The sequence below is a fragment of the Spirillospora sp. CA-142024 genome (genome assembly GCF_050942325.1).
Classification (GTDB): Bacteria; Actinomycetota; Actinomycetes; order Streptosporangiales; family Streptosporangiaceae; genus Spirillospora.
The window spans coordinates 2,574,082-2,597,383 of record NZ_CP192077.1 but is presented as its reverse complement, the minus strand read 5'-3'; the positions used below and the strand labels follow the sequence as shown (position 1 = coordinate 2,597,383).

General features: G+C 70.5%; 26 protein-coding genes, 3 tRNA genes and 1 pseudogene. 7 read left to right on the top strand and 23 right to left on the bottom strand.

The features are described from left to right. Positions 1 to 64 precede the first annotated feature (64 nt). The gene (locus ACQPZP_RS12500) at positions 65 to 466 is read right to left on the bottom strand and encodes a roadblock/LC7 domain-containing protein (protein WP_433477790.1); all 402 of its coding nucleotides are present in this window, start codon (positions 464 to 466) and stop codon (positions 65 to 67) included. A gap of 283 nt (positions 467 to 749) precedes the next feature. Here ACQPZP_RS12500 and ACQPZP_RS12495 point away from each other — a divergent pair, with 283 nt between their 5' ends. From ACQPZP_RS12495 to ACQPZP_RS12480, 4 genes are read left to right on the top strand one after another with little or no spacing between them, the layout of a single operon-like run. Further along, a complete protein-coding gene (locus tag ACQPZP_RS12495; protein WP_433477789.1) occupies positions 750 to 3,080 on the top strand; it encodes a sensor histidine kinase in 2,331 nt (776 codons plus the stop codon). Next, positions 3,077 to 3,493 (top strand): roadblock/LC7 domain-containing protein, encoded by a 417-nt coding sequence (locus ACQPZP_RS12490; protein WP_433477788.1) that lies wholly within the window; start codon positions 3,077 to 3,079, stop codon positions 3,491 to 3,493. Before ACQPZP_RS12495 ends, ACQPZP_RS12490 begins: the two co-directional genes overlap by 4 nt. A 13-nt stretch (positions 3,494 to 3,506) precedes the next feature. After that, positions 3,507 to 3,869: a DUF742 domain-containing protein gene (locus tag ACQPZP_RS12485; RefSeq protein ID WP_433477787.1), complete on the top strand. Its 363-nt coding sequence runs from the start codon at positions 3,507 to 3,509 to the stop codon at positions 3,867 to 3,869. After that, on the top strand, positions 3,850 to 4,467 hold the full coding sequence (locus tag ACQPZP_RS12480; protein WP_433477786.1) for a GTP-binding protein: 618 nt from the start codon (positions 3,850 to 3,852) through the stop codon (positions 4,465 to 4,467). The genes ACQPZP_RS12485 and ACQPZP_RS12480 overlap by 20 nt, the downstream gene beginning before the upstream one ends. A 23-nt stretch (positions 4,468 to 4,490) precedes the next feature. Here the strand turns inward: ACQPZP_RS12480 and ACQPZP_RS12475 are convergent, their stop codons facing one another. From ACQPZP_RS12475 to ACQPZP_RS12405, 15 genes and pseudogenes are all read right to left on the bottom strand, one after another. Then, positions 4,491 to 4,994 (bottom strand): pyridoxamine 5'-phosphate oxidase family protein, encoded by a 504-nt coding sequence (locus ACQPZP_RS12475; RefSeq protein ID WP_433477785.1) that lies wholly within the window; start codon positions 4,992 to 4,994, stop codon positions 4,491 to 4,493. Positions 4,995 to 5,035: 41 nt separating this feature from the next. Beyond that, positions 5,036 to 5,674 (bottom strand): phosphatase PAP2 family protein, encoded by a 639-nt coding sequence (locus tag ACQPZP_RS12470; protein WP_433477784.1) that lies wholly within the window; start codon positions 5,672 to 5,674, stop codon positions 5,036 to 5,038. Positions 5,675 to 5,846: 172 nt separating this feature from the next. Then, positions 5,847 to 5,942 (bottom strand): annotated as a pseudogene (locus ACQPZP_RS12465) (hypothetical protein); the annotation flags it as partial. A gap of 26 nt (positions 5,943 to 5,968) precedes the next feature. Then, a complete protein-coding gene (locus tag ACQPZP_RS12460) occupies positions 5,969 to 6,211 on the bottom strand; it encodes an alcohol dehydrogenase catalytic domain-containing protein (protein WP_433477783.1) in 243 nt (80 codons plus the stop codon). 73 nt (positions 6,212 to 6,284) lie between these two features. Further along, a tRNA-Glu gene (locus ACQPZP_RS12455) sits at positions 6,285 to 6,360 on the bottom strand. A 254-nt stretch (positions 6,361 to 6,614) separates the two neighbouring features. Next, on the bottom strand, positions 6,615 to 6,959 hold the full coding sequence (locus tag ACQPZP_RS12450; RefSeq protein WP_433477782.1) for a zinc ribbon domain-containing protein: 345 nt from the start codon (positions 6,957 to 6,959) through the stop codon (positions 6,615 to 6,617). A 21-nt stretch (positions 6,960 to 6,980) separates the two neighbouring features. Then, positions 6,981 to 7,053 (bottom strand) — tRNA-Glu (locus tag ACQPZP_RS12445). Between the two features lie 24 nt (positions 7,054 to 7,077). After that, positions 7,078 to 7,149, bottom strand: a tRNA-Gln gene (locus tag ACQPZP_RS12440). 103 nt (positions 7,150 to 7,252) lie between these two features. Further along, entirely contained in the window at positions 7,253 to 7,888 is a 636-nt protein-coding gene (locus ACQPZP_RS12435; protein ID WP_433477781.1) for a DUF2461 domain-containing protein, read from the bottom strand. Positions 7,889 to 7,898: 10 nt separating this feature from the next. Further along, positions 7,899 to 8,666 carry a fumarylacetoacetate hydrolase family protein gene (locus ACQPZP_RS12430; protein ID WP_433477780.1) on the bottom strand — a complete coding sequence of 256 codons (768 nt, stop codon included), beginning with the start codon at positions 8,664 to 8,666 and terminating at the stop codon, positions 7,899 to 7,901. Between the two features lie 22 nt (positions 8,667 to 8,688). Then, positions 8,689 to 10,176: a cellulose binding domain-containing protein gene (locus tag ACQPZP_RS12425; RefSeq protein WP_433477779.1), complete on the bottom strand. Its 1,488-nt coding sequence runs from the start codon at positions 10,174 to 10,176 to the stop codon at positions 8,689 to 8,691. Between the two features lie 84 nt (positions 10,177 to 10,260). Further along, a complete protein-coding gene (locus ACQPZP_RS12420; RefSeq protein WP_433467915.1) occupies positions 10,261 to 10,632 on the bottom strand; it encodes a hypothetical protein in 372 nt (123 codons plus the stop codon). A gap of 149 nt (positions 10,633 to 10,781) precedes the next feature. After that, on the bottom strand, positions 10,782 to 11,186 hold the full coding sequence (locus tag ACQPZP_RS12415; protein ID WP_433477778.1) for a DUF6292 family protein: 405 nt from the start codon (positions 11,184 to 11,186) through the stop codon (positions 10,782 to 10,784). 154 nt (positions 11,187 to 11,340) lie between these two features. Continuing rightward, complete coding sequence (locus ACQPZP_RS12410; protein ID WP_433477777.1) at positions 11,341 to 11,736, bottom strand: hypothetical protein; 396 nt, start codon at positions 11,734 to 11,736, stop codon at positions 11,341 to 11,343. Positions 11,737 to 11,777: 41 nt separating this feature from the next. Continuing rightward, a complete protein-coding gene (locus ACQPZP_RS12405; protein WP_433477776.1) occupies positions 11,778 to 12,023 on the bottom strand; it encodes a hypothetical protein in 246 nt (81 codons plus the stop codon). Positions 12,024 to 12,273: 250 nt separating this feature from the next. On the opposite strand from ACQPZP_RS12405, the gene ACQPZP_RS12400 reads away from it, so the two are divergent. Both ACQPZP_RS12400 and ACQPZP_RS12395 read left to right on the top strand, forming a co-directional pair. After that, positions 12,274 to 13,161 carry a GntR family transcriptional regulator gene (locus ACQPZP_RS12400; RefSeq protein ID WP_433477775.1) on the top strand — a complete coding sequence of 296 codons (888 nt, stop codon included), beginning with the start codon at positions 12,274 to 12,276 and terminating at the stop codon, positions 13,159 to 13,161. 134 nt (positions 13,162 to 13,295) lie between these two features. Beyond that, positions 13,296 to 13,907, top strand: coding sequence for a GNAT family N-acetyltransferase (locus ACQPZP_RS12395; RefSeq protein WP_433477774.1), 612 nt, complete (start codon positions 13,296 to 13,298; stop codon positions 13,905 to 13,907). 23 nt (positions 13,908 to 13,930) lie between these two features. Here ACQPZP_RS12395 and ACQPZP_RS12390 read toward each other — a convergent pair whose 3' ends face one another. Beyond that, positions 13,931 to 14,221: a hypothetical protein gene (locus tag ACQPZP_RS12390; RefSeq protein WP_433477773.1), complete on the bottom strand. Its 291-nt coding sequence runs from the start codon at positions 14,219 to 14,221 to the stop codon at positions 13,931 to 13,933. A 339-nt stretch (positions 14,222 to 14,560) separates the two neighbouring features. On the opposite strand from ACQPZP_RS12390, the gene ACQPZP_RS12385 reads away from it, so the two are divergent. Next, on the top strand, positions 14,561 to 15,868 hold the full coding sequence (locus ACQPZP_RS12385; RefSeq protein ID WP_433477772.1) for a cyclic nucleotide-binding domain-containing protein: 1,308 nt from the start codon (positions 14,561 to 14,563) through the stop codon (positions 15,866 to 15,868). Here ACQPZP_RS12385 and ACQPZP_RS12380 read toward each other — a convergent pair. The 6 genes from ACQPZP_RS12380 to serA all read right to left on the bottom strand — a co-directional run bounded on the left by ACQPZP_RS12380 (position 15,865) and on the right by serA (position 23,144). After that, positions 15,865 to 16,143, bottom strand: coding sequence for a GNAT family N-acetyltransferase (locus ACQPZP_RS12380; protein WP_433477771.1), 279 nt, complete (start codon positions 16,141 to 16,143; stop codon positions 15,865 to 15,867). The two genes, ACQPZP_RS12385 and ACQPZP_RS12380, sit on opposite strands and share 4 nt — an antisense overlap. A gap of 37 nt (positions 16,144 to 16,180) precedes the next feature. Then, positions 16,181 to 17,758 carry a citramalate synthase gene (gene cimA, locus ACQPZP_RS12375; RefSeq protein WP_433477770.1) on the bottom strand — a complete coding sequence of 526 codons (1,578 nt, stop codon included), beginning with the start codon at positions 17,756 to 17,758 and terminating at the stop codon, positions 16,181 to 16,183. Between the two features lie 237 nt (positions 17,759 to 17,995). Next, a complete protein-coding gene (locus tag ACQPZP_RS12370; RefSeq protein ID WP_433477769.1) occupies positions 17,996 to 19,099 on the bottom strand; it encodes a branched-chain amino acid aminotransferase in 1,104 nt (367 codons plus the stop codon). Between the two features lie 168 nt (positions 19,100 to 19,267). After that, complete coding sequence (locus tag ACQPZP_RS12365) at positions 19,268 to 20,317, bottom strand: 3-isopropylmalate dehydrogenase (RefSeq protein WP_433477768.1); 1,050 nt, start codon at positions 20,315 to 20,317, stop codon at positions 19,268 to 19,270. A gap of 58 nt (positions 20,318 to 20,375) precedes the next feature. Further along, positions 20,376 to 21,053: a (2Fe-2S)-binding protein gene (locus ACQPZP_RS12360; protein WP_433477767.1), complete on the bottom strand. Its 678-nt coding sequence runs from the start codon at positions 21,051 to 21,053 to the stop codon at positions 20,376 to 20,378. A 501-nt stretch (positions 21,054 to 21,554) separates the two neighbouring features. Continuing rightward, the gene (serA, locus tag ACQPZP_RS12355; protein ID WP_433467902.1) at positions 21,555 to 23,144 is read right to left on the bottom strand and encodes a phosphoglycerate dehydrogenase; all 1,590 of its coding nucleotides are present in this window, start codon (positions 23,142 to 23,144) and stop codon (positions 21,555 to 21,557) included. Positions 23,145 to 23,302 lie beyond the last annotated feature (158 nt).

Sequence of the window (23,302 nt, the reverse complement as noted above, 5' to 3'; positions counted from 1 at the left end):
CCGACGCCGCCCCAGTGCACCTCAAGGGACACCGTGTCTCCACGTCTCCACGCGAGCGGCCGGGTCAGTGCCGAGGGTGGGTCGCGAGGTGCTCGCCGACCCGTCCGACAAGGAGGGTCATCTCGTAGCTGATCTGCGCCGGGTCGACGTCGGCGTCGCTGAGCACGGTCAGCGAGGCGCCCTCGCCCGCGGCGGTGACGAACAGGAACACGTTGCGCATCTCGATGATCGTCTGATGCACCTCCCCCGCGTCGAACTGGCTTCGCGCGCCCTGCGCGAGGCTCTGCAGTCCGGCGGCCAGCGCGGACAGGTACTCCGCGTCCTCCCGGCTCAGGCCGGCGGACGCCCCCATGAGGAGCCCGTCCGCCGACTGCACCACCGCCCTGGTCACCTGGGGCACGCGTTCGACCAGCCCGTCGATCAGCCAGTCCAGCCGGTCGGTCGATTCGCCCTGCAGCGGCGTCACGTGAGTTCTCCTCTTCCGAGACAGGGTGAGGGTCCGGGGTTGCCGAACGCCGCCACATGATTCCATCGACTCCCGGCAAGATCCACAGAATTCCAGACAAATGATCAAATCTGTGGCTACGGTGTCACGAGACTCAGCCGCCCGGTGCATCACCAAGCCTGGGAGACGACACCATGAACAACCCCATCAGCCGTATCCGCGCCGACCTCGTCCGTTTCGTCAGGTGAGGGGCTCCCGCCGGCGCTCGATTCGGTTCTCGCTGTTCGGCCTGATCATCATCCCGATGATCTCACTGGTCACGCTGTGGGGCTTCGCGGCGCAGAGCACCGCGTCCAAGGCCGTCAACCAGCGCGACCTCGACACCACCAACGAGATCTACGGCAATGCCGCGCAGCCGATGCTGGTCACCCTTGCGCAGGAACGGCAGGAGTCGGTGGTCTGGCTGAGCCGCGACGGCCTCCTGCCGCGCACTTCGATGGACGCCGTCCGCAAGAAGATGGACGGCACGATCGTCCAGATGAACAGGGCCGTGCGCTCCGGCAAGTTCCAGGCCACCCTGAACGGCCCGATGAAGCAGCGGCTGTCGACGCTGATGGAAAAACTCAACCGGATCAACGATCTCCGGGGCCAGGTCGACTCCCGCGCCATGACGAGGCTGGCGGCGTTCAACGCCTACAACGACGTCCTCGAAGCCCACTTCCGGTACGTCAACGTGCTCGTGGCCGGCGACGGCCTCCAGCAGGCGTTCCATCTGGCCAACATGTCGCGCGCCACCGAGTTGCTCGGACGCGAGGCGGCGCTGGTGGGCGGCGTGCTCTCCGACGGGGGCCGGATGACCGCCGCCGAGTACACCGCGGTCACCAAGCTGGTGTTCGAACGGCGGTACCTGGAGACCTCGAGCCTCTCCGAGCTCAAGCGGGCCACCGGCGCTCCCTACCAGCAGGCACTGTCGTCCCCCGCCGTGAAGTCCTTCACCGCGGTGGAGGACGGCATCCTGGCGACCCGTCCCGGATCCAGGCTGCACGTCACCCCGGCCGCATGGAAGGCCGCCGTGGGAGCCTCCATCGGAGAGATGGACGGCGCGCTCGGAAAGTCCCGGGTGACACTGGCCGCCGACGCCAAGCAGATCTCCGACGAGACCCTGCTGCGCCTCGCTCTCATCGGCGCCACCGGCCTGGTCGCGTTCCTCCTGACGGCGTTCCTCATGCTCCGGTTCGGCCGCCGCATCAGCCGCGACCTGCGCGGCCTGCAGGGCACCGCGCACGCCCTGGCCGAGGAGCGGCTGCCCGACGTGGTGCGACGGCTGAGCCGCGGAGACAAGGTCGATGTGGCGGCGGACGCCCCGCCGCTGGAGGTCGGCAGGACGGCCGAGGTGTTCAACGTCGCGGCCGCGTTCTCGTCCGTCCAGCGCACCGCCATCGAGGCCGCCGTCGGCCAGGCCGAACTGCGCACGGCGGTGAACCAGGTGTTCCGGAACCTGGCCCGGCGCAACCAGTCGCTGCTGCACCGCCAGCTGGCGATGCTGGACACGCTGGAACGCAAGGCCTCCGACCCGGACGCCCTGGCCGACCTGTTCGCCATCGACCACCTCACCACCCGCATGCGGCGGCACGCCGAGGGTCTGATCATCCTGTCCGGCGCCGCGCCCGGTCGCGGCTGGCGCCATCCGGTCGGCGTCCTGGACGTGCTGCGCGGCGCCATCGGCGAGATCGAGGACTACGCCCGTGTCGAGGTGGTCAGCACGGCGGAGGAGGGCATCGTCGGCCCGGCCGTCGCCGACGTGATCCATCTGCTGGCCGAGCTGATCGAGAACGCGACCGTCCTGTCGCCGCCGAACACGCCGGTCGAGATCGACGCCGGGCTGGTGGGCCAGGGGTTCGTGGTGGAGATCCAGGACCGCGGCCTGGGCATGGGCCCGGACAAGCTGGCGGCCTTCAATGAGCAGCTCAGCCGCGAGCCGGAGTTCGACCTGACCAACGGCGAGCAGCTCGGGCTGTTCGTCGTCGGGACCCTCGCACACCGGCACGGGATCAAGGTGGCACTGGAGCCGAACTCCTACGGAGGTATCAAGACCATCGTGCTCCTGCCGCACTCGATCGTCGTGTCGGCGGACCGGACCCGCGGTGTGGCCGACGCCGACGACGATTCGGCGGACGTCCCGGCGAACGCCCCGACCGGGACCGCTCCGGACGGGACCGCGGTACCGGCGGGCTCCGACCCCCGGTACATCACCGGCCGGGACGCGCAGGAGTATGCGATGGACTCCGTGGGACGGCACCGCGTCGGCATCACCGAGCCCCGCCCCGGCCACGACCCGCTCGGCATGCCATCGCCGCCCGAGCCGCCGCCCGAGCCGCCGCCGGCGAAGGCGGCGTCCACGACCGCGGGGACCCACGCGGGGATGCCGCGCCGCGTACGCCGCGCGAACCTGGCCCCGCAGCTGCGCGAAGCCGCACCGCCCGCCCCGGACGCGACGCAGCCGTCCGGACGCGTGGAACGCTCGCCGGAGCGGGCCCGTTCGGTCATGGCCTCGATGCAGAGCGGATGGCGGCGCGGGCGCTCCGAGCCGCCGCCGGTCCCGCCCGCCGAACGGAACGACGAGGGTGAGCGATGACGGAACCACCGATCACGGCCGAGGACGTGCGCCGGCTCCTCGACGGGTTGGTCGGCGGCGCGGGGAGGTTGGGCGGTGCGGTCCTGCTGTCCAGAGACGGGCTGGTCGTGGCTTGCTCCTCCGGTCTCGGCCGGGAGGACTCCGAGCATCTGTCCGCGCTGGTGGCGGGCGTGCAGGGGCTCGCCCGCGGCGCGTGCCGCCGGTTCGGCGGCGGCGAGCTGATGCAGAGCGTCATCGAGATGGACTCGATGCTGGTGTTCATGGTGCCGTCCGGGGAGCACGCGTGCCTCGCCGTGCTGAGCCCCCCGGACGAGGACGCGGGCGCGGTCGTGTACGAGATGACCGAGCTCGCCGAGCGACTCGCCGAGCGACCGCCGGTCATGCCCCGGCTGTCGGGGTCGAGCGTCAGGTGAGGCCGGGTGAGCAATGACCGAATGGCTTGACGGCGACGCGGGGCCGGTCGTCCGTCCCTACACGGTCACGCGGGGCAGGACGCGGCTACGCGACGACAGCCTCGACCTGATCTCCGTGCTGGAGGCGACCGGTGTGCCGATTCCGCGGCGGGTGCGGCTCGACCCCGAGCACCGCAGGCTGGTGGCGATCTGCCGGCGGCCGATCACCTTCGCCGACCTGGCGTCCGAGATCAACCTGCCCGTCGGCGTCGTGCGCGTCCTCGTCGACGACCTGCGCGACGAAAACCTGCTCAGGGTGCTGAAACCGACCCCCACCGGCGACGCCCCGGACGAGCTCGTACTAAGGAAGCTGCTGAATGGACTACGTGCACTCTGACACCGCCGTCCACGAACCGGGCGCGGCCCCCACCGGAGGCGAGGGCAAGCTGACCGCCGCGAAGATCCTCATCGCCGGCGGGTTCGGGGTCGGCAAGACGACCATGGTGGGCTCGATCAGCGAGATTCGCCCGCTGCGCACCGAGGAGCTCCTCACAGACCGGAGTGTGGGCGTCGACGACACCACAGGTGTCGACGGCAAGATCAGCACGACCGTGGCCATGGACTTCGGCCGGATCACGCTCCCGGACGACCTGGTGCTGTACCTGTTCGGGACGCCGGGCCAGCAGCGTTTCTGGTTCATGTGGGACGAACTGGCGCTGGGCGCCATCGGCGCGGTGGTGCTCGCCGACGTGGGCCGCCTCGCCGACTGCTTCGCCGCCGTCGACTACTTCGAGGACCGCCGCACCCCGTTCATGGTCGCGGTGAACTGCTTCGACGGCACCGAGCGCAAGGATCCCGAGGACGTGCGGATCGCGCTGGACCTGGACGAGGACGTGCCGCTGGTGCTGTGCGACGTGCGCAGCCGGGACTCGGCCAAGCGGGTGCTGATCACCATGATCGAATATGTCCTCACCAAGATCGCATCCCGGCGCTGAGCGGGTCCGCCGCCCCGTCGGCCTCAGAAGCGCCAGCGGGTGGCGCTGAAGCCCTTCTCCTTGCCGAACGCGAAGACCGTCGCCGGCACGACCGCGAAGACGTACCGGGGGTCGCTCAGCGCGGTGTCGGCCGGATCGTAGAACTCCCCGTCCCTGACGACCGGATGCCACCACGGGTACTTGGCCGGGAACAGGTCCGCCACCCGCTGCAGCCGGTCGGCGTCCCGAACCAGGTGCGCCGTGCCTTCGAGCACCAGGTCGACGTCGTCGCCGGGCACGGTGACGGCGCATCCGTCGTTGCGCGCGAGGGCGCGGGCCTTGCGCGCCTGCCGCCCGGTGTTGAAGCAGACGGCTCCGTCCAGCCAGACCCCGAGGACCGGGACGACGTGCGGCCGTCCGTCCGGGCCCGACGTCGCGAGCAGGTAGGTCTCGTTCTCGGACAGCCGCGTCCGCGCATCGGTCCAGCTGAGCGCTGCCAGCGGCGTCCCGCCGGGACTCGACAGCCGTTCGGCGACCGGCTCGGCCATGACCACTCCTCATCTCCTCGGCTGCACCCGTCTTGGTCGTATCACGCCAGGCGTCTTCCGTGGAGTCTCAGCGGATCCATGACGATCAAGGAGCGGAGCAGGACCAGGCCGAGCGCGACACTGAAGACGCAGTCGGTGAGCCAGTGCTTGTCGGTCAGTGTGAGGGCCACCGCCACGACGATCCCCGTCGTCACCGCGATGTGGCGGCGACGGCGCGGCGGCAAGCGGACGCGGGGGAACGCGACGACGAGCAGTTCGAGCAGGACCCAGACGAGCACGAGCGCGTTGAGGGTGTGCCCGGACGGAAAGGCGTCCCCGCGCCTGAACAGCACATCGGTCTCACTGATCGGATAAGTCCTGGGAATCGCCGCCTTCAGCACCAACTGCAGCAGCGACACACCACCCACGATGACGGCGCTCATGAGGGGAAGGCGCCAGGAACGAGTACGCGCCGCGGCGATGAGCGCCGGCGGAACCATGACCGCCACCAGGACGCCGCGCTGGCCGAGCTTGGTGAACGCGTCGACCGCCGTCAGCGACGCGCCCTGGATGTGCGCGTCGCAGAACTCGTGGACGATGTGGTCGAGCCGCCGCAGCGGGCCGTCCGCGAGCACGTCCACCGTGACGAGCACCATGACCGCGACGAGCAGTCCGTTCCAGCGCTTCGCCCCAGGCTTCACGTACTGGAGCATTCCCGGCGGCGAGGCCGTTCACGTCACGGCGTGAGGATGGCGCGGCCCCGGACCGCCCGGCGTCCAGGTCGTCGATCGCGGACTGGAAGTCGTCCAGCGCGTACTCGGCGGACCCGACGAAGTCGACGAGGACCTCGGCGCCCTGCCCGCCGGTCAGGTCGAGGACCTTGCCGACGTGCCCGCCGTCCGCGACGATCGCGTGGTCGGCGCCGATCTCCGCGGCGAGCTTCACCGCGTCCGCGTCGCGGTCGACCACGATGAGCTCGGCGGGACTGATCGCCTTCAGCACCTGGACGCCGATGTGCCCGAGCCCGCCGGCGCTCGTCCACCGGACCGGCAGGCCCGGCACAGACCGCACGTGATCAGCGGATGGACGATCACCTTGTCGCCCTCCGCCACGTTGGTGACCGCGGACCCCACGGCGTGCACCCACCCGGCGTTCTCGTGCCCGATCGTGTACGGCAGTTCGACCTGCGACTTCTCCGCCCACTGCCCTTCAAGGACGTGCAGGTCGGTACGGCACACGCCCGCGCCGCCGAACGGAGCCCCACAAAACAAGAAACCGCAGATCGCCAGGGATGACGGTCTGCGGTGTCGCTGGTACCCCCGAGCGGATTCGAACCGCCGTTACCGCCTTGAGAGGGCGGCGTCCTAGGCCACTAGACGACGGGGGCCGGACCATGAACCCTCACGGTCTCCCGCTCGGGCCTCGCCCAGCCTACCGGACCCCCGCCCCCACCTCGACCCGATTTCACCCGACTCCGCCCCCGAAGCCCATGTCACCCTCTCGGCCGTGCACGGCCGAGCTTGGTAGCGCCCCTTGCGCCCGGCCCAGGCCTGGCGCTGTCGTCTGCCGGGCCGACGAGCCCGCACACGACGCGGCGAACCCGTCCCGGGTGGGCCGGTTGCGGCGGGAAACATGCCCGCATCACGGCACGAGACATCTCTGGAAGGTGTGGTGCGGATCCACCTTCAGGAACGGCACCCCGGCCCGGCGTGCCTTGTATTCCAGGAAGGTACCGAGTTGCTGGAACGGCCAAGCGAGAGAATTGCCCTCAAAAGTGCGGGCGCACACAAAACCGGCCGAGGTCGAACAGCGACAGTTCCGGAGGGCGGCTCCCTGGAGCGACAATTGCGGGCTCCACCAAAACCGACCAAAGCTCGATGAGCATGCGGCCCCGCCACGTGAGGGCGGAGCCCGAACAGCCGGGGGTTCCAGGGGGTCGCCCCCTGGGAGACATTGCGGGCACCGGCGAAGATGCCCGAAGGGCATCGAGCATGCGGCCCCGCCGCGTACCCCCGAGCGGATTCGAACCGCCGTTACCGCCTTGAGAGGGCGGCGTCCTAGGCCACTAGACGACGGGGGCGTGTGTCCGCCTGGGCGGACGCAGCTGGGGTACCAGGACTCGAACCTAGACTAAGTGAACCAGAATCACTCGTGCTGCCGATTACACCATACCCCAGTGAGGTACGGGCTTCCGAACCGTTTCCGGCCGGTCGCTCGCGCCTCGATGAGAATACAGGACCTTGGGACCTTGGCCAAAACGATTGGCCTGGCCCGACGTGTCACCGGGTGAAGTCGGGCGGCCCGATGTGCTCGCGGCCCCAGTCGACGAGCGGGCGGAGGCGCCGCCAGGAGGATCGCACGCGGGTGAGAACCTCTTCCCGGTCGGCCATCCAGGGGTCGGCGGGCCAGCCCGAGTGGGCGTAGAGGGAGCGGTGCCTCAGGAGGTCCAGCCGCGGATGGTCCGGGGAGGTCCCGCGTGGACGGGTCTTGAGCCGGTCCCCCGCGATCTCCATGTCGGCCTTGCGCAACTCGTCCACGATGCGCTGGAGTTCACCGCCGTACGTGTCCGAGCCCACGGCGTCCCGGTAACGGCGGAGCTGCTCAGGGGTCGGGGCGTACATGCCGCCCGCGACCATGAGGCCGTCCGCGTCGACCTGGATGTAGAAGCCTTCGCTGGTGTGCCCGCCCTGGTGCGTCTTGTACGGGGACTTGTCCTTGCTGAACCGCACGTCCCGGTAGGGGCGGAAGAGCTTGACCGCGCCGAACTCCTCCTCAAGTTCGGCGCACAGGTCCGTCAGAGGTTCGCGCACGTGGCGTTCATAAGTCTCCTTATGGGACGTCCAGTAGGGCTTGCTGTTGTCGCTCTGCAAGCCTTCGTAGAACGAGAACGCCTCGTCGGTGAATCCGGTGAACACCAGGCCCTCCTCAGTCGCGGGCGATGACCCGGTTCGTGAGGCTGCCGATGTTCTCGATCGTGACGGTCACCTCGTCCCCGATGTCCAGCGGGCCGACGCCGGCGGGGGTTCCGGTGAGGATGACGTCGCCGGGCAGCAGCGTCATGACCTGGCTGACGTACTCGACCAGGTTGGGAATGTCGTGCAGGAGAAGGGACGTGCGGGCCTCCTGCCGCACCTCGCCGTTCACGGTCGTGGAGATCGCCAGGTCCGCCGGGTCGATCTCGGTCTCGATCCACGGCCCGATCGGGCAGAACGTGTCGAAGCCCTTGGCCCGCGTCCACTGCCCGTCCTTCTTCTGCAGGTCGCGGGCCGTGACGTCGTTGGCGCAGGTGTAGCCGAGGATGACCTCGGCGGCGCGGGGCGCCGGCACCTCACGGCACATCCGGCCGATGACGACGGCCAGCTCGCCCTCGTGGTCGACCCGCTCCGACAGTTTCTGCGGGTAGGCGATCGCCTCCCCCGGGCCGATCACGGCGGTGGACGGCTTGGAGAACAGCACCGGCTCGGCGGGCGGCTCGTCCCCGCCCATCTCGCGGACGTGGTCGGCGTAGTTCTTCCCGATCGCGATGATCTTGCTGGGCAGGATCGGCGCGAGAAGGCGGACGTCGGCGAGCGGGAGACGCTGCCCGGTGAACGTCAGCTCACCGAAGGGATGGGCCGCGATGACGGCGACGGTGTTCTCCTCCACCACACCGAAGGACATGCCGTCGTCGGTGGAGAACCTGGCGATACGCATGTCCGAGAGCCTAGTAGACCGCTCAGAAGCCGCACGCCTTGCCGTTGAGCCAGCAGCCCTGCGGGGTGGACGCGGGCCCGGCCGCACCGAACTGGACGTCCCACGTGCCGCCCGGAGGGATCGCCGGGACGCCGGACAGGTTCTGGAGCTCGACCATCGAGCCGCCGCGCACGAGCTGCGCTCCCCAGACGTTCTTCACGTTCGCCCGCGGGACGCGGAACGCCAGCTTCCACGTCGACATCGGCTGCTGGGTGTGGTTGGTGATGACCATCTTGCCCTCGAAGTACCCCTCGTCCTGCTGGACGAGCTGGTACGTGATGCCGTTGCCCGCCACCACGGGGCCGATCGGGGCGGTGGTCGCCGGAGGCGGCGAGACGGGCGGCTGCCCGCCGGGCTGCTGCCCTCCCGGCTGCTGGCCTCCGGGCGGCTGCGCCGACGGACCGCCGGACGGCGGGGGCGTCGCGGGCGACCCGCCGGGCGAGGGCGCGCCGGTCGTCGCCGGGCCGGCGCCGGCCCCCGGTGTCGCCGGGGCACTCGCCGTCGGGGACGTCTTCGCTCCCGCCTGGCCCTTCGTCTCGGAGCCCCGGCCGAGCAGCACCACGACGGCGGCGAGAACCAGGACCACGACGACGGCGATCGGCGCGATCACGATCATCGGGCGCTTGGAGCGGGACGGCGACGGGCTGCCGAGCATCCCGCCGGACGGCGATACCGCGGACTGCGGCACCGCCGGGGCGGTCGACCCGTGGTGCACCGGCTCCATCGCCCCCTGACCGAGAGGCGGAATGCCCTGCATGGCGTAGGCGAACGCAGGATTGCCCGCCTCGCCCGGATTCGTCGCCTCGCCTTCGGAGGCGAACTGCTCCGTCCACGGCGCCTCGACGGGCGCGGGCCGCTCGGCCGGGGGCGCCTGGGGCGGCTGCCCGGCCACGAACACCTGGTCGGGCACGGGCCTCCGCTGGGGAGCGGGCGGCTGCTGGGGGACGGGAGGAGCCTGCGGGTGCTCCGGCGCCGGCATCGCGCCGTGCCCGAACGCCACGGCCTCATGCGGCGGGACGGGCGGAGCCGGCGCGGCAGCCCGTTCCATGGGGGTGTCGGTGACGGTGGCCGGCGGCTCGACCACGGTGACGGACGCCTCGTCCTCCAGGGCAGCGGGCGGACTGTCCTGGAACGTTACATCCGGATCATCCTGGAAGATCTCGTCCGGTTCGTCGACCGGGCCGTCCTGGAACGTCATCTCCGGGTCGTCCTCGGCGTCGTCCTCCGAGTAGTCCTCGGGGCTGCCGGAAGGGAGGCCCTGGAAGGGCGTGTCGTGCGCCCGCGGGACGTCCTGGACCGTCGCGTCCGCGTCGAAGAGATCGTCCACCGGGTCGTCGACGACGGTCGAATCGGCTTCCGCCACCTCGTCCGAGCCGGGGAGCCCCCCAGGCGCCGCGGCCTTGCCGCGGGCGCTGAACTCAGTGGTCGTCTTGTGGTCCGGGGGCACGTACCCGGGCTCCTCGCCGCTCACCACGTCCACCTTCCACTGTCGCCGATCTCATGGACTCCGACGACCGGCGGGGCTGATCGGTTCACCCGCCCGAGCACGAACGCGTCAGCCCGCCGGAGCCGGTTCGAGTCCGCGGCGTGCGGCCTGCCGCAGCTGCCGGTTGAGCATATCGGTGATCAGCTCGATGGCGTCAGGTGTGGTGGCGTCCTGCGCACCGCTGAGCCAGCGGGTGGCCTCGGCCAGAAGGTCTTCGGCCGAGTCGGCGGCCGCTCCGGCGTCGGCCAGGCGCCCCAGCACGGCGCCGAGGCGCAGCGCGGCGTCGGCCCGTCCGGACTCGGCGGCCCGCCGGTACCAGTCGGCGGCCTGCTCCAGGTCGTCCTCGCGCTCGTACAGCTCGCCGAGGCCGAAGGCGACGTCCGCCCAGGTCCCGTCCGTAGGACGCCCGAGATCCTCGGGACTCCAGGGGCGGACAGGCATACGATCACTCCGGCGGTTCGGTTAACTGGGACACGGCACGTCGAAACCTCATACGTGCCGCGTAGATCCTCATAGTGGACGCTTCGTCAGTAATCCGCCACCGGTTTCGCCACGTTTGGCGAACCTTCTCCGTTACCGTGCCGGCGGGGTCACCCCAGGCGATGGCGGGCGAGCCCGTCCTCGAACCCGTCGTGGCCTGCGGTGAAGGACCGCAGGGACACCGGGGCACCCGCGCCGCCGCGCTCCAGCAGAACCGGGACGGAATCCGGATCGGGCAGGACACCGCCTTCGAGCCGGACGGGGTCACGCAGCACGGTACGGGCGCCGGGCTCTCCGGAGACGAACTCCCCGAGCACGAACCCCTCGGACTCGTTCCACACGAGGGCCTGGAGCCCGAGGACGAAGGTGGCGTCCCGAGGATGGGACGGGTCGAGCCAGACTGTCGAGAGCGGCACCCCGCGCGCCTGCAGCGCGTCGCCGACGCGGGTGATGTATCCGCGGGTGACGTCGACGAAGGGGTCCGGGTGAGGCAGGGGTCGCTTGTGGCCGATCACTGGGTCATCCCTCTCTTCGGTCACTACGAAGTATGAGGGAAAAGATCCGTTATGTCCCGTTCCCCGGCGAAAGAATTTGGCTGAAGGCAGGCCAAACTCCCCCCTTGGCCACATACCTCCCTTCAGTCCCAGGTCATTCCCGTCGTGCGGACGCTCAGGGCGCGGCGCCCGCGAAGGCCGGCCGGAACCGGTGGCGCGGAAGCGAAGCCGTTGCGGGGAGGCGGGGCACGAGGCGGGGCACGACCACCACGGCGCAGGCGCCCGCGGAGCAGACCGCGGTCAGCCGCGCCGGCGCACCCGCCCGGCGTCCCAGCTCGGCCGTGATCACCAGGACCGCGATCCCGGTGACCACGGCCCCGGCGGTCCCCGGCCAGGGCCCGCGCGGCGCGCGGGGGCCGGGAACCGGAGTGAGCATCAGGAGCGGGAGGGCCCGCTCGGTCGGCTCCTCCCAGGAGAGCGTCTCCTCCCAGGAGGCCCAGTGGTCGGCCCGGCCGTCTCCCGGCCCCAGGGGCGGCGCGCTCGGCACCGCGTCCATCCGGCTGTCTTCCACGTCGAACTCTCCTTAGGTCAGCGGCCCGCGGCGACCGGAGGTCATGTGCGCGGCCCGACCGGCTCGACCGGGCGGACCGGCCGGACGTACTCGGCCGGCGGCGTCCGGTCGGCCGGAACCGCCACGTTGACCAGCCGGCCCCGGCGGCCGACCGCCGGCGTCGGAGTCGTCATCTGGCTGCGGAACTTCAGGTCCTTCGTGCGGTAACCCACGAAGGCGACATAGAGCGACAGGGTCAGGAACAGTGCCGCGGGACCGAGGACCCACAGGGCGACCATCGCGGTCATGTTGAACCCTCCTCCGAGTGGTTCGCGGTATCCCTTACATCCAGGACTTCCGACTGCTAGTGTTGTCCGAGTTTTCAGCTGGTTGACTTGTACCAACAAGTCTCTCACTCAAGGTGTTACCCTTTTTAGAGATTGCAAACACGTTGGGCGGGAAGTACTTGTTCAGACGTGGAGTCCGGTTCAGTGCACGTTGCTCGCTCCCGGCGGCCGCACCGTCGCCCGCGGATCGAGTCGGAAGGGAGCGGATCAGATGGCTCGGACGACGCCTCTCCGTTGGCGCGACATAGCCGATGACCTGCTCCGCCGTATCGAGTCGGGCGACCTCGCCCCCGGTGACGGGACGGCCGGCCGGCGGCGCCTGCCCGCCGAGAAGGACCTGGAAGCGCACTACAAGGCGTCGCGCAACACCGTCCGGGACGCGCTGTCCTGGCTGCAGCAGCAGGGATACGTCGTCTCCCAGCAGGGCAAGGGGACGTTCGTCGTCGGGCGGCCCAACATCGTCCACGTGACGCTGTCCGCCGTGGCGCTGGGCCTTGGACCCGGCCGAGGATCGGGCGAGTGGTACAACCGGGACGCCTTCATCCCCGCGCACCGCGACGTGTCGGTGTCGCAGGTCAAGGTCGAGATCCAGGAGGGCACCAAGGTCATCGCCCGGTACCTGCAGTCCGATCCGGGCGCCGAGCTCATCTCCCGGCACCAGGAGATCTTCATGGACGGCCGGCCCTGGGCCATGCAGACCTCCTTCTACCCGCTCGACTTCGCCACCGGCGGCGCGTCCCGCCTGCTGTCCCCGCGCGACATCCCCGAGGGCGCCGTCGCCTACCTGGGCGAGACGCTCGGGTACAGCGAGGTCGGCTTCCACGACGAGATCAAGGTGCGCGTCCCGGACGAGAACGAGAAGCGGTTCTTCAGCCTGGGCGAGTCCGCGGCCGACGTCGTCTTCGAGACGGTCCGGACGGCCTACTCCCCCGACGGCAAGGCGTTCCGGCTCACCGTGACGGTCTGGCCCGCCGACCGCACGCGGCTCCACTACAACGACGGGCAGGTCCCCGACGACGTACTCAGGGCGCCGGGTCTGGCGCCGCCTGAGGACACTCCGCGCGAATCCCCACCGGCCGACGGCGCCGGAAGCGGATAGATCGCCACCGTCCGACCATGTCGGCGGTCACACACCTATCCACACGCCCCCCTTTCCCGACCGATTGGGAGCCCGAGGCTCTCCCATGACCGGCCGGGAGGCGGGGGCTCGATTCTTTCCGGAGTCAGGAGCACGTGGACACAGACACCAGGGCCCGCCGACGCAGCCGGGCCCGCACCGACTTCCACATCCGCACCGCCCGGACGGACGACCTCGACATCGTCCTCGGGCTCATCGACAAGGCGGCCGAGTGGCTGCGGACCGAGAAGAACACGACCCAGTGGGCCCGCCCGTGGCCGAGCCCCGACGACCGCACGAAACGCGTCTACGAAGCGCTCCTCAATGGAGAGACCTGGCTGCTCTTCGACGGGGAGCGCCCGATCGGCACCGTCTCCATCAAACTCATCGGCCACGAGGAACTCTGGACGCCGGAGGAACGCCGCACCGAGGCCGTCTACCTCCACCGCCTGGTCATCGACCGCGAGTACGCGGGCGACGGCCTGGGGGCCGAACTGATCGACTGGGCGGCTCTCAAGGGCGCGTCCCAGCAGCGGAACACGGAACTGATCAGGATCGACGTCTGGACCGACAACGCCGACCTCCACGCCTACTACCGCCGCCAGGGCTTCCAGGACGTCGCGGTTCGCCAGACCAGCGACAACACTCCTTCAGGCGCCCTCTTCCAGAAGCCCGTCCCGCCTGCCGCTCCGTTCCGCCGCATAACCGAAGACGCGCGACACCGCTGACAGGCGCAGAATGCGCCGGGCCGTCAGACGAAACGGACGAGCATCAGGTCACTGTCGGGGGTTTCGCGCCAGTAGAGGCTGCCGGGGTCGCGGGACATGCCCTCGATCTCGTTGGCGATGATCAGGGCGCGGTTGATGCAGTCCGTCTTGTTGTAGCCGGTCTGCTCCTGGAGGCGCTGGAGGGCCTGGACGGCCTTGCCGGTCAGGTTGACGGTGACGCGCTCGCTCTGGGGAACCGCCTCCGCGCGGTGGCCGGGATCGTCGGCGTCCATGTCCGCACCCGACGTGCCGGAGGCTGCTCGGAAGTTCGTCATGAGCGCTTTCTCCAATCCGGGGCGCGGAGCCCGGCCCACCATGCGTTCGGCGCCAGGGGCCGGGTGCCTCCGGTCAGGCGATCGTGCAGCGAACCCATGCCCCCGCGTCCAGGGTGTGGATGAGAGGCTTCCCCGGCCGGCTGCCGGGAAACCTCCGCTATCTCAGCATCGCATGATTCTTGCCATCAGGCCACCTAATCGTCACCGCGTTTTATACAGCTTTCATATGGCGTTCGTATGCACATGATCCTAGTCTGGGTGTTGGGAGACGTGGGGACAGGGTCAACGCCGAGGAGACGGCGCACGGTCGCCGGACCTTCCCGGGGGAAGGAAGACTCCGTGAGCACGAACCGCCGAGTGGCGCGGCTGCGGAGGCGGACGGCCTCGCACGCCGGAGCCGGCCTGCTGAACGCGAAGGTCACGACTCCCGTGACGCTCCTGACCGTGACGCTCGGATACGCGCTGGGCGGCTCGGTCAGCGCCGCGATCACCGGGTTCCTGACGTTCCTGTCCTGCCTCGCCGTGAGCGTGGCGAACGCCCTCGTCCAGTACCTCAGGGCCGGCACGCTGCAGGAGACGTCCGGTCCCCCGCAGGCGTCCTCCGTCCTGCCCGCCGTGGCACCCGCCGCCGAGGTGGCCGTGCGCGGCGACGACACGTTCTGGAACGCGCTGACCTCCGCCGAGCGGCACGCCCTCATAGCGCGGGCCCGAGGGCACCGCTACCGCAGGGAGGACGTGCTGTGCCACGAGGGCGGGGCGGCCGGGGAGGTCATCGTGATCCTGTCCGGCTGGACGCGGGTCTGGGTGCGGGAGGGCGCCGAGCAGCGGATCGTCGCGTTCCGGGGCGCCGGCGAGCTGGTCGGCGAGCGGGCGGCACTGATGGTCCGGGACCGGTCCGCCACGGTGACGGCGGAGAGCGACGTCCAGGCGCTGCGGATCGAGGCCCACGACTTCGGCGCGTTCCTCGACGGGAATCCGCGGGTGCGGGCCATCCTCGAACGGCAGGTCTACCGGCGGCAGATCGAGCGGCGCGACCCGGGAGAGCTGTTCCAGGGGGCACAGGGGAACTGCTCCATCCTCATCACCGACATCACGGGTTTCAGCTCCCCGGTGCGCACCGACGCCGACCGCGACTTCGTCCGCGACGCCATGTACGACCTGATGGGCGAGGCGTTCACCGCGTCCGGCCTCGACCTGTCCCGCCTCTACCAGGAGGACCGCGGGGACGGGGCGCTCGTCATCGTCCCGCCGACCACGCCCACCGAGGCGGTCGTCGACCCGATGCTCGCGCACCTGGCGGCGGAACTGCGCCGGCACAACCGGCGCGCCGCCGAGGCCACCCGGCTGCAGCTGCGGGCCGCGCTGCACGTCGGCCCCGTGCAGCGCGGCCCGAAGGGCGTGTCCGGCATCTCCATCATCACGACGCGCCGGATGGTGGACGCGCCCGCGGTGAAGCGGCGGGTCGCCGAGACGGGCGCGGACCTGGCCTTCGTCGCGTCCGGCTTCGTGTTCGACACGGTGATCACACCCGCGCCCGGCCTGGTCGACCCCGGCCGCTACTCGCGGGTCCGGGTGCGGGTGAAGGAGACGTCGCTGTCGGCGTGGCTGATGCTGGAGGGAGGCAAGTCCCGGCTCCAGGCCGTCTAGCGGACGAGGTCCCGGTAGTCGGGGTGCTTGTCGATCCACTTCTTGATGAACGGGCACAGCGGGACGACCGAGAGACCCCTGCCGCGCACGTCGTCCAGCGCGCCCCGGGCCAGCGAACCGCCCACGCCCTTGCCCTCGAACGCGGGGTCGACCTCGGTGTGGGTGAAGATGACGGCGCCGTCGCCCAGCTCGTACTGGGCGAACCCGGCGAGGTCCCCGTCCAGTCTGATCTCGTAGCGGCTCTTCCCGGCGTTGTCGGTGATCTCGGTGCTCATGCCCCGATAATGCCCACGCGGCCGAGGAGATTCCCGATCAGCTCGCCTCGTACCCGGCACGCAGCAGGCAGTAGGTGACGGCTTCTTCCAGGGCCTGCCAGGACGCGGCGATGACGTTGTCCTCGACGCCGACCGTCCCCCACTCGCGCTCGCCGTCGCTGGACTCGACCAGCACCCGGGTCCGCGCGCCGGTGCCGTGCGCGCCCTCCAGGATGCGGACCTTGTAGTCGACCAGTTCCAGCCGCGCCAGCTCCGGGTAGAGGCGGCCGAGCGCGATGCGCAGCGCGTTGTCGAGGGCGTTGACGGGGCCGTTGCCCTCACCCGTCGCGATGATCCGCTCGCCCTTGGCGTGCAGCTTGACGGTCGCCTCGCTGACCATGGACCCGTCGGGGCGGCGCTCGACGATCGAGCGCCACGACTCGACCTCGAAGTGCCGCTGCCGGACGCCGGTCAGCTCCTCGCGCAGCAGCAACTCGAACGAGGCGTCCGCGGCCTCGAAGGTGTAGCCGGTGGACTCCAGCTCCTTGACCTTGCCGACGACGGCCTTGGCCTTCTCGCCGGACAGGTCGTAGCCCAGCTCGCGGCCCTTCAGCTCGACGGACGCGCGGCCCGCCATGCTGGACACGAGCATCCGCATGTCGTTGCCGACGGCGGCCGGGTCGATGTGCTGGTACAGGTCCGGGTCGACCTTGACGGCGGACGCGTGCAGCCCCGCCTTGTGCGCGAACGCGGACACGCCCACGTACGGCTGCTGCGAGCTCGGCGCGACGTTGGTGACCTCGGAGACGGCGTGCGCGATCCGGGTCATCTCGGCGAGCTGCGTGTCCGACACGAGGTTCATCCCGCGCTTGAGCTGCAGGTTCCCGACGACGGTGAACAGGTTGGCGTTGCCGCTGCGCTCGCCGTAGCCGTTCGCGCAGCCCTGGACGTGGGTGGCGCCGGCCTTCACGGCGGCCAGCGTGTTCGCGACCGCGCAGCCGGAGTCGTCGTGGCAGTGGATGCCGACCCGCACCCCGTACCCGACGACCTCGTGGACGACCTCGGCCAGCTCGTCCGGGAGCATGCCGCCGTTGGTGTCGCAGAGCGCGACGACGTCCGCGCCCGCCTCCGCGGCGGTCCGGACCGCCTCCAGCGCGTAGGCGCGGTTGGCCTTGTAGCCGTCGAAGAAGTGCTCGGCGTCCAGGAAGACTCGTTGGCCCTCCGCACGCAGGTGGGAGACCGTGTCGCGGATCATCGCGAGGTTCTCCTCCAGGCTGGTGCGGAGGGCCAGGTCGACGTGCCTGTCGTGACTCTTGGCGACAAGGGTCACGACGGACGCGCCGGATTCGCGCAGCGCGGCCACCTGGGGGTCGTCGGCGGCCTTCACTCCGGCCCGGCGGGTCGCGCCGAACGCGGTGAGCTGCGCGTGCCTCAGGTCGAGCTCCGTTCGGGCCCGCCTGAAGAACTCGGTGTCCTTGGGGTTGGCGCCCGGCCAGCCGCCCTCGATGAAGCCGATGCCCAGGTCGTCCAGATGCCGGGCGACGGCCAGCTTGTCGGGCACGGAGAGGTTCAGCCCCTCCTGCTGCGAGCCGTCGCGCAGAGTGGTGTCGTAGACGTGGAATGCGTCGTCTTGCATGTGAGGAACCCCCAGAGGGATCAAACGCCAGGGCACAAAAAAGACCCCTCACGGACGTGAGAGGTCTGCGCGCCGGCGGTGTCCTGTCAGCTGCCGGCGCGCCAGCCGATAATCACGAGGCTGTGGCGCATGATGGTCACAGTCTGCCACACGGTTCGCGGACTTTGGACATCCATCCCGGATGCTGAGACGACCCGGCCCCGGCGTCCGCACCGCCGGGGCCCGCGAACGTCCAGGTCAGACGATCTGGTGGACCCAGCCGTACGGGTCGGGACGGGTGCCGTACTGGATGCCGACCAGCTCCTGGCGGAGCCGCATCGAGACCTCGCCGGGCTCGCCGTCCCCGATCGTCCACTCGCGGTCCCGGCCCTTGACCCGGCCGACCGGGCTGATGATCGCGGCGGTGCCGCAGCCGAACACCTCGGTGAGCTCGCCGGACCGGCAGCCGGCCTCCCACTCGTCGATGCTGATCTTGCCCTCCTCGGTGGGGACGCCGAGGTCGGGGGCCAGCTTGAGCATGGAGTCGCGGGTGACGCCGGCGAGCAGGGTGCCGGTGAGCGCGGGGGTGAGGAGCCGGGCCCGCGAGCCGGAGCCGTAGACGAACATGAGGTTCATCGAGCCGACCTCCTCGACCCAGCGGTGCTCCACCGCGTCGAGCCAGACGACCTGGTCGCAGCCCTGCGCGACGGCCTCGGCCTGGCCGGCGAAGGACGCGGCGTAGTTGCCGCCGAACTTGGCCTCGCCCGTGCCGCCGGGCGCGGCGCGGGTGTAGTCCTGCGACAGCCACACGGAGACGGGCTTGATGCCGCGCGGGTAGTACAGGCCGGACGGGGACGCGATGACCATGAACACGAACTCGTTCGCCGGGCTGTTGACGCCGAGCGCGCGGGTCGTGGCGAACATGAAGGGCCGCAGGTAGAGGCTGTGCCCCTCGGTGTCGGGGACCCAGTCCTTGTCGGTGCGGACGAGCAGTTCGACCGCGTCCACGAACAGCTGCTCGGGGATCTCCGGCATCGCCATCCGCCTGGCCGACCGGTTCATCCGGGCCGCGTTCATGTACGGCCTGAAGGTGACGATCGAGCCGTCCGGCTGCTTGTACGCCTTGAGGCCCTCGAAGAGCTCCTGTGCGTAGTGGAACACCTGGGAGGCCGGGTCCATCGGGATCGGCCCGTACGGTTCGAGCTTCGCGTCGTGCCAGCCGCGCTCCGCCGAGTACCTGATCGTGACCATGTGATCGGTGAAGTGCCGGCCGAAGCCGGGATCGGCCAGGATCGCGGCGCGTTCGGCGGCGGTCGCGGGCCGCTCGGTACGCGTGACCTCGAAGTCCAGGGTGTCGCTCATCGCGGTTCGTCCTCTCGCGGATCGCCGGGCGGCCCCATCGCCGCCGGTGGCGTCTCTAGTCCCTATTGTCGTACTTCGTCTAGACCTGCTCCTCCACGCGCGGCGCATACGGAAAGACCGGACGCGCCGCGAGGGCACGCCCGGTCCGGCCGGAAAGGCGGCGTGCCCCTAACCGGATACTCGCTTGGCGATCGCGTCGCCGATCTGGGAGGTGGTCCGGGCGCCGAGGGCGGCGCGCTCGGCCAGGTCGTCCGAGACGGCCCGCTCGACGCGGCGGGCCGCGTCCGGCTCGCCGACGTGGTCGAGCAGCATGGCGACGGAGAGGACGGTGGCGGTCGGGTCTGCCTTGCCCTGCCCGGCGATGTCGGGCGCACTGCCGTGCACCGGCTCGAACATCGACGGCGCGGTGCGGGCCGGGTTGACGTTGCCGGACGCGGCGAGCCCGATGCCGCCGGCGATCGCGGCGCCGATGTCGGTGATGATGTCGCCGAACAGGTTGTCGGTGACGACCACGTCGAACCGCTGCGGCTGGCTCACGAAGAACATCGTGGCCGCGTCGACATGCACGTAATTCGTCGTGACCTGCGGGTACTCCGCGCCGACCTGCTTCAGCGTGCGCTGGTAGAGGTCACCGGCGAAAGTGAGCACGTTGTCCTTGTGGACGAGCGTGAGCTGCTTGCGAGGCCGGGAGGCGGCGACCTCGAACGCGTACCGGATGACCCGCTCGACCCCGTAGGCCGTGTTGACGCTCTCCTGAGTGGCGACCTCGTGCGGGGTGCCCTTCCGCAGCACGCCGCCGACGCCGGTGTAGGGCCCCTCGGTGCCCTCGCGGACGACGACCATGTCGATGTCGTCCGTCGTGACGCCGGCCAGCGGGGTCGCGACGCCCGGGAACAGCTTCACCGGGCGCAGGTTGACGTAGTGGTCCAGCTCGAACCGGGTCCGCAGCAGCAGGCCGCGCTCCAGCGTCCCGCTCGGGACGCTCGGGTCGCCGATGGCGCCGAGCAGGATGACCTCCTGCTCGCGCAGCTCGTCCAGGACCGAGTCGGGCAGCGTCTCCCCCGTCCGGTGCCAGCGGGCGGCGCCCAGGTCGTAGGACGTCTGCTCGAAGGTGAGGTCGCCGGAAACGGCGTCGAGGACCTTGAGCCCCTCGGCGACCACCTCGGGGCCGATCCCGTCCCCCGGGATGACGGCCAGACGAATAGTGCGCGAAGCCATGCGCGCACTCTACTGCAAACGTCTCAGTGGTTGGGCTTTCGTCTCACATTCCGGGCATTCAACGCGCGAGGCCGCAATCCCCGCACATCCCGCCCCCTGGAACGCGGTAATACAAACAGCAATTGTTCCGGACGAACCCGTCCGCCCCGAACGTCCCCGTACCGGCGAGCGGCTCCCGCCTGAGCAGCTCACGGACCAGCGCCACCCGCCCGGGCTCGGCCGGGCCGACGTTCAGGCTCCCCGCGAGCGCGGACGCGGCATTGCCCCACACCAGTCCGTCCGCGAGCTTCACGAAACCCATCGCCTCGCGCAGCGGCCGCAACCGGCCGTCCACGACCATCGGATGGACGAGCCCTGCGGCCTCCTCCACGGACCGGACCCGCCACCCGGCGGGCTCGCCGAGCCACAGAGTGATCGCGTCACCCGGCGCCCAGCGCCAGCGCAGCCCGCCGAGATCCGGGACGATCCCGCGCGCCGCGGCCGCGACGACCGGTGACCACAACCGCGAGGCGAGCGCCTGGAACACCAGCGAAGCGGCCACACGCCGTTCCGCGGTCCCGAGCCGCTCCCCGTAGTCGCCGACCAAGGCATCGAGGCGCTCGTCGTCCCCGGGGAACGGCAGCCAGGCAGGATCCCCGGGCTCGGCGACCTCCACCCCGATCTCGAAGTAGGGCCCGAGCCGGGCGACGTCGCGCAACACCCCCGAGACCTCACCGGACACGACGCCGAGCGACATCCCCCCAGTCTCCCACCGCCACCACAGCACTCACCCCGCCCGACGCCCGGCGTCGGGCCGTGCCTCAGGGCCCGATGGGGAGAGAGACGCTAGTCCGCTCGCCGGTCCAGGGCGGTCTGCAGGGCGCGGGCGGCTTCTTCTTCGGCGTCGTCGGCGGGCGCGTTGGTCCAGGTGTCGTTCATGAGATTGCTCCAGGTCGCTGGGCTTTGGCCAGAGGGGCGGCCGGGACACCGTGGTTCGCACGGTCCGGCGCGGGAATCGGGCTGACGGCCAGGCGGAGTCTCCGCAGCGGGCGCCGGCCTGCCGATGATCAGGCCCCGCTGCGGCAGCGAAGGATTACCACGAAGCGCCGCATGATATCTGCGAGACTACCTCCGCTTCCGCGGGGTTGTCCCGACCCGTGGCCGATAATCTCAATATTCGAGACGTGAAGGGTGTGCGGAACGCCACGGGCGGGCGTGCGGCACGATGCCGGAACGCCCGCCCGTCCGTGCGGAGTGCTCAGCCGTCGAGGTCCACGCGGCGGCCCATGTCGGCGCCGACCTCGCGGGTGATGGCGTCGACGAGCTGCGGCGAGATGGCCGAGTCGACGGTGAGCGCGATCAGCGCCTTGCCGCCCTTGGCGGCCCGGCCGACCTGCATGCCGGCGATGTTGACCTGCTCGTCACCGAGCAGCTTGCCGACCGCGCCGACGATGCCGGGACGGTCGACGTAGGTGAAGAACGCCATGTGCTCGGTCGGGACGAGCTCCATGTTGTAGCCGTTGATCTCGATGATCCGCTCGGCGTGCTTCGGGCCGGTGAGCGTGCCCGACACCGACACGACGGCGCCGTCGGACATCGTGCCGCGCACCTGGACGACGTTGCGCCAGTCGGGGCTGTCCTCGCTGGTGGTGAGGGTGACCTCGACGCCGCGGTCGCGGGCCAGCAGCGGCGCGTTGACGAAGGTCACGGTCTCCTCGATGACGTCCACGAACACGCCCTTGAGCGCGGCCAGCTCCAGGACCTTGACGTCGTGCTCGGCGATCTCGCCGCGCACCACCACGTCCAGCCGGACCGGGACGCCGCCGGCGAGCGAGGTGAAGATGCGGCCGAGCTTCTCGGCGAGCGGCAGGCCGGGCTTGACGTCCTCGGCGACCGCGCCGCCCTGCACGTTGACGGCGTCCGGGACGAACTCGCCGGACAGCGCGAGCTTCACCGAGCGGGCGACCTGGGTGCCGGCCTTCTCCTGCGCCTCGTGGGTGCTGGCGCCGAGGTGCGGGGTGACGACCACGCTGTCGTGGTGGAACAGCGGGCTCTCGGTGCACGGCTCGGTGCTGAACACGTCGATGCCGGCGCCGGCGACCCGGCCGTCCTTCAGCGCGAGGTCGAGGGCGGCCTCGTCCACGATCCCGCCGCGGGCGGCGTTGACGATCCGGACGGACGGCTTGACCTGCTGCAGCTCGCGGTCGCCGATGAGGCCGAGGGTCTCGGGCGTCTTCGGCAGGTGGACGGTGATGAAGTCGCTCTCGCGGAGCAGCTCCTCCAGCGTGACGAGCTTCACGCCGAGCTGCGCGGCGCGGGCGGCCTGCACGTAGGGGTCGAACGCGATCACGTTCATGTCGAAGGCGGCGAGGCGCTGCGCGACGAGGACGCCGATGCGGCCGAGGCCGAGGACGCCGACGGTCTTGCCCTGCATCTCGACGCCGGTGTACTTCGAGCGCTTCCACTCGCCCTGCTTGAGCGCGCTGTGGCCCTGCGGAACGTTCCGCGCGGTGGCGAGGAGCAGCGCGATCGCGTGCTCGGCGGCGGTGACGATGTTGGACGTGGGCGCGTTGACGACCATGACGCCGGCCTTGGTGGCGGCCTCCACGTCGACGTTGTCGAGGCCGACGCCGGCGCGGGCGACCACCCGCAGCTTCCTGGCGTGCTGGAACACCTCGGCGGTGACCTTGGTGGCGCTGCGCACGATCAGCGCGTCGACGTCGGCGACGGCGGGCAGCAGCTTGTCTTTGTCGCTGCCGTCGACGTGCCGGACGTCATAGTCGGCCTCCAGCACGGCGATGCCAGCCGGGGAGAGTTCTTCTGCGACGAGGACGACGGGCTTACTCAAGGAAACAGTCCTTCGGAAGTGGGTGTTCGTGTGGTGTGTGCAGGTGAAGTCGCGAGTCACCTCGTCGTGCCCTCGCCCCCGCGGTGAGTCTATAACCCGGCGCCCGGCGAGGGTCGCGGCAGGGAAGGACCCGCCAGTAACTCCGGTACGTCCCTTTC

Bases quoted from the DNA above. Each gene is read 5' to 3' on its own strand.
- ACQPZP_RS12495 (WP_433477789.1), top strand. From the start codon at position 750: ATGATCTCACTGGTCACGCTGTGGGGCTTCGCGGCGCAGAGCACCGCG.
- ACQPZP_RS12490 (WP_433477788.1), top strand. From the start codon at position 3,077: ATGACGGAACCACCGATCACGGCCGAGGACGTGCGCCGGCTCCTCGAC.
- ACQPZP_RS12485 (WP_433477787.1), top strand. From the start codon at position 3,507: ATGACCGAATGGCTTGACGGCGACGCGGGGCCGGTCGTCCGTCCCTAC.
- ACQPZP_RS12480 (WP_433477786.1), top strand. From the start codon at position 3,850: ATGGACTACGTGCACTCTGACACCGCCGTCCACGAACCGGGCGCGGCC.
- ACQPZP_RS12475 (WP_433477785.1), bottom strand. From the start codon at position 4,994: ATGGCCGAGCCGGTCGCCGAACGGCTGTCGAGTCCCGGCGGGACGCCG.
- ACQPZP_RS12450 (WP_433477782.1), bottom strand. From the start codon at position 6,959: ATGCCCTTCGGGCATCTTCGCCGGTGCCCGCAATGTCTCCCAGGGGGC.
- ACQPZP_RS12430 (WP_433477780.1), bottom strand. From the start codon at position 8,666: ATGCGTATCGCCAGGTTCTCCACCGACGACGGCATGTCCTTCGGTGTG.
- ACQPZP_RS12420 (WP_433467915.1), bottom strand. From the start codon at position 10,632: ATGCCTGTCCGCCCCTGGAGTCCCGAGGATCTCGGGCGTCCTACGGAC.
- ACQPZP_RS12405 (WP_433477776.1), bottom strand. From the start codon at position 12,023: ATGACCGCGATGGTCGCCCTGTGGGTCCTCGGTCCCGCGGCACTGTTC.
- ACQPZP_RS12400 (WP_433477775.1), top strand. From the start codon at position 12,274: ATGGCTCGGACGACGCCTCTCCGTTGGCGCGACATAGCCGATGACCTG.
- ACQPZP_RS12390 (WP_433477773.1), bottom strand. From the start codon at position 14,221: ATGACGAACTTCCGAGCAGCCTCCGGCACGTCGGGTGCGGACATGGAC.
- ACQPZP_RS12380 (WP_433477771.1), bottom strand. From the start codon at position 16,143: ATGAGCACCGAGATCACCGACAACGCCGGGAAGAGCCGCTACGAGATC.
- cimA (WP_433477770.1), bottom strand. From the start codon at position 17,758: ATGCAAGACGACGCATTCCACGTCTACGACACCACTCTGCGCGACGGC.
- ACQPZP_RS12370 (WP_433477769.1), bottom strand. From the start codon at position 19,099: ATGAGCGACACCCTGGACTTCGAGGTCACGCGTACCGAGCGGCCCGCG.
- ACQPZP_RS12365 (WP_433477768.1), bottom strand. From the start codon at position 20,317: ATGGCTTCGCGCACTATTCGTCTGGCCGTCATCCCGGGGGACGGGATC.
- ACQPZP_RS12360 (WP_433477767.1), bottom strand. From the start codon at position 21,053: ATGTCGCTCGGCGTCGTGTCCGGTGAGGTCTCGGGGGTGTTGCGCGAC.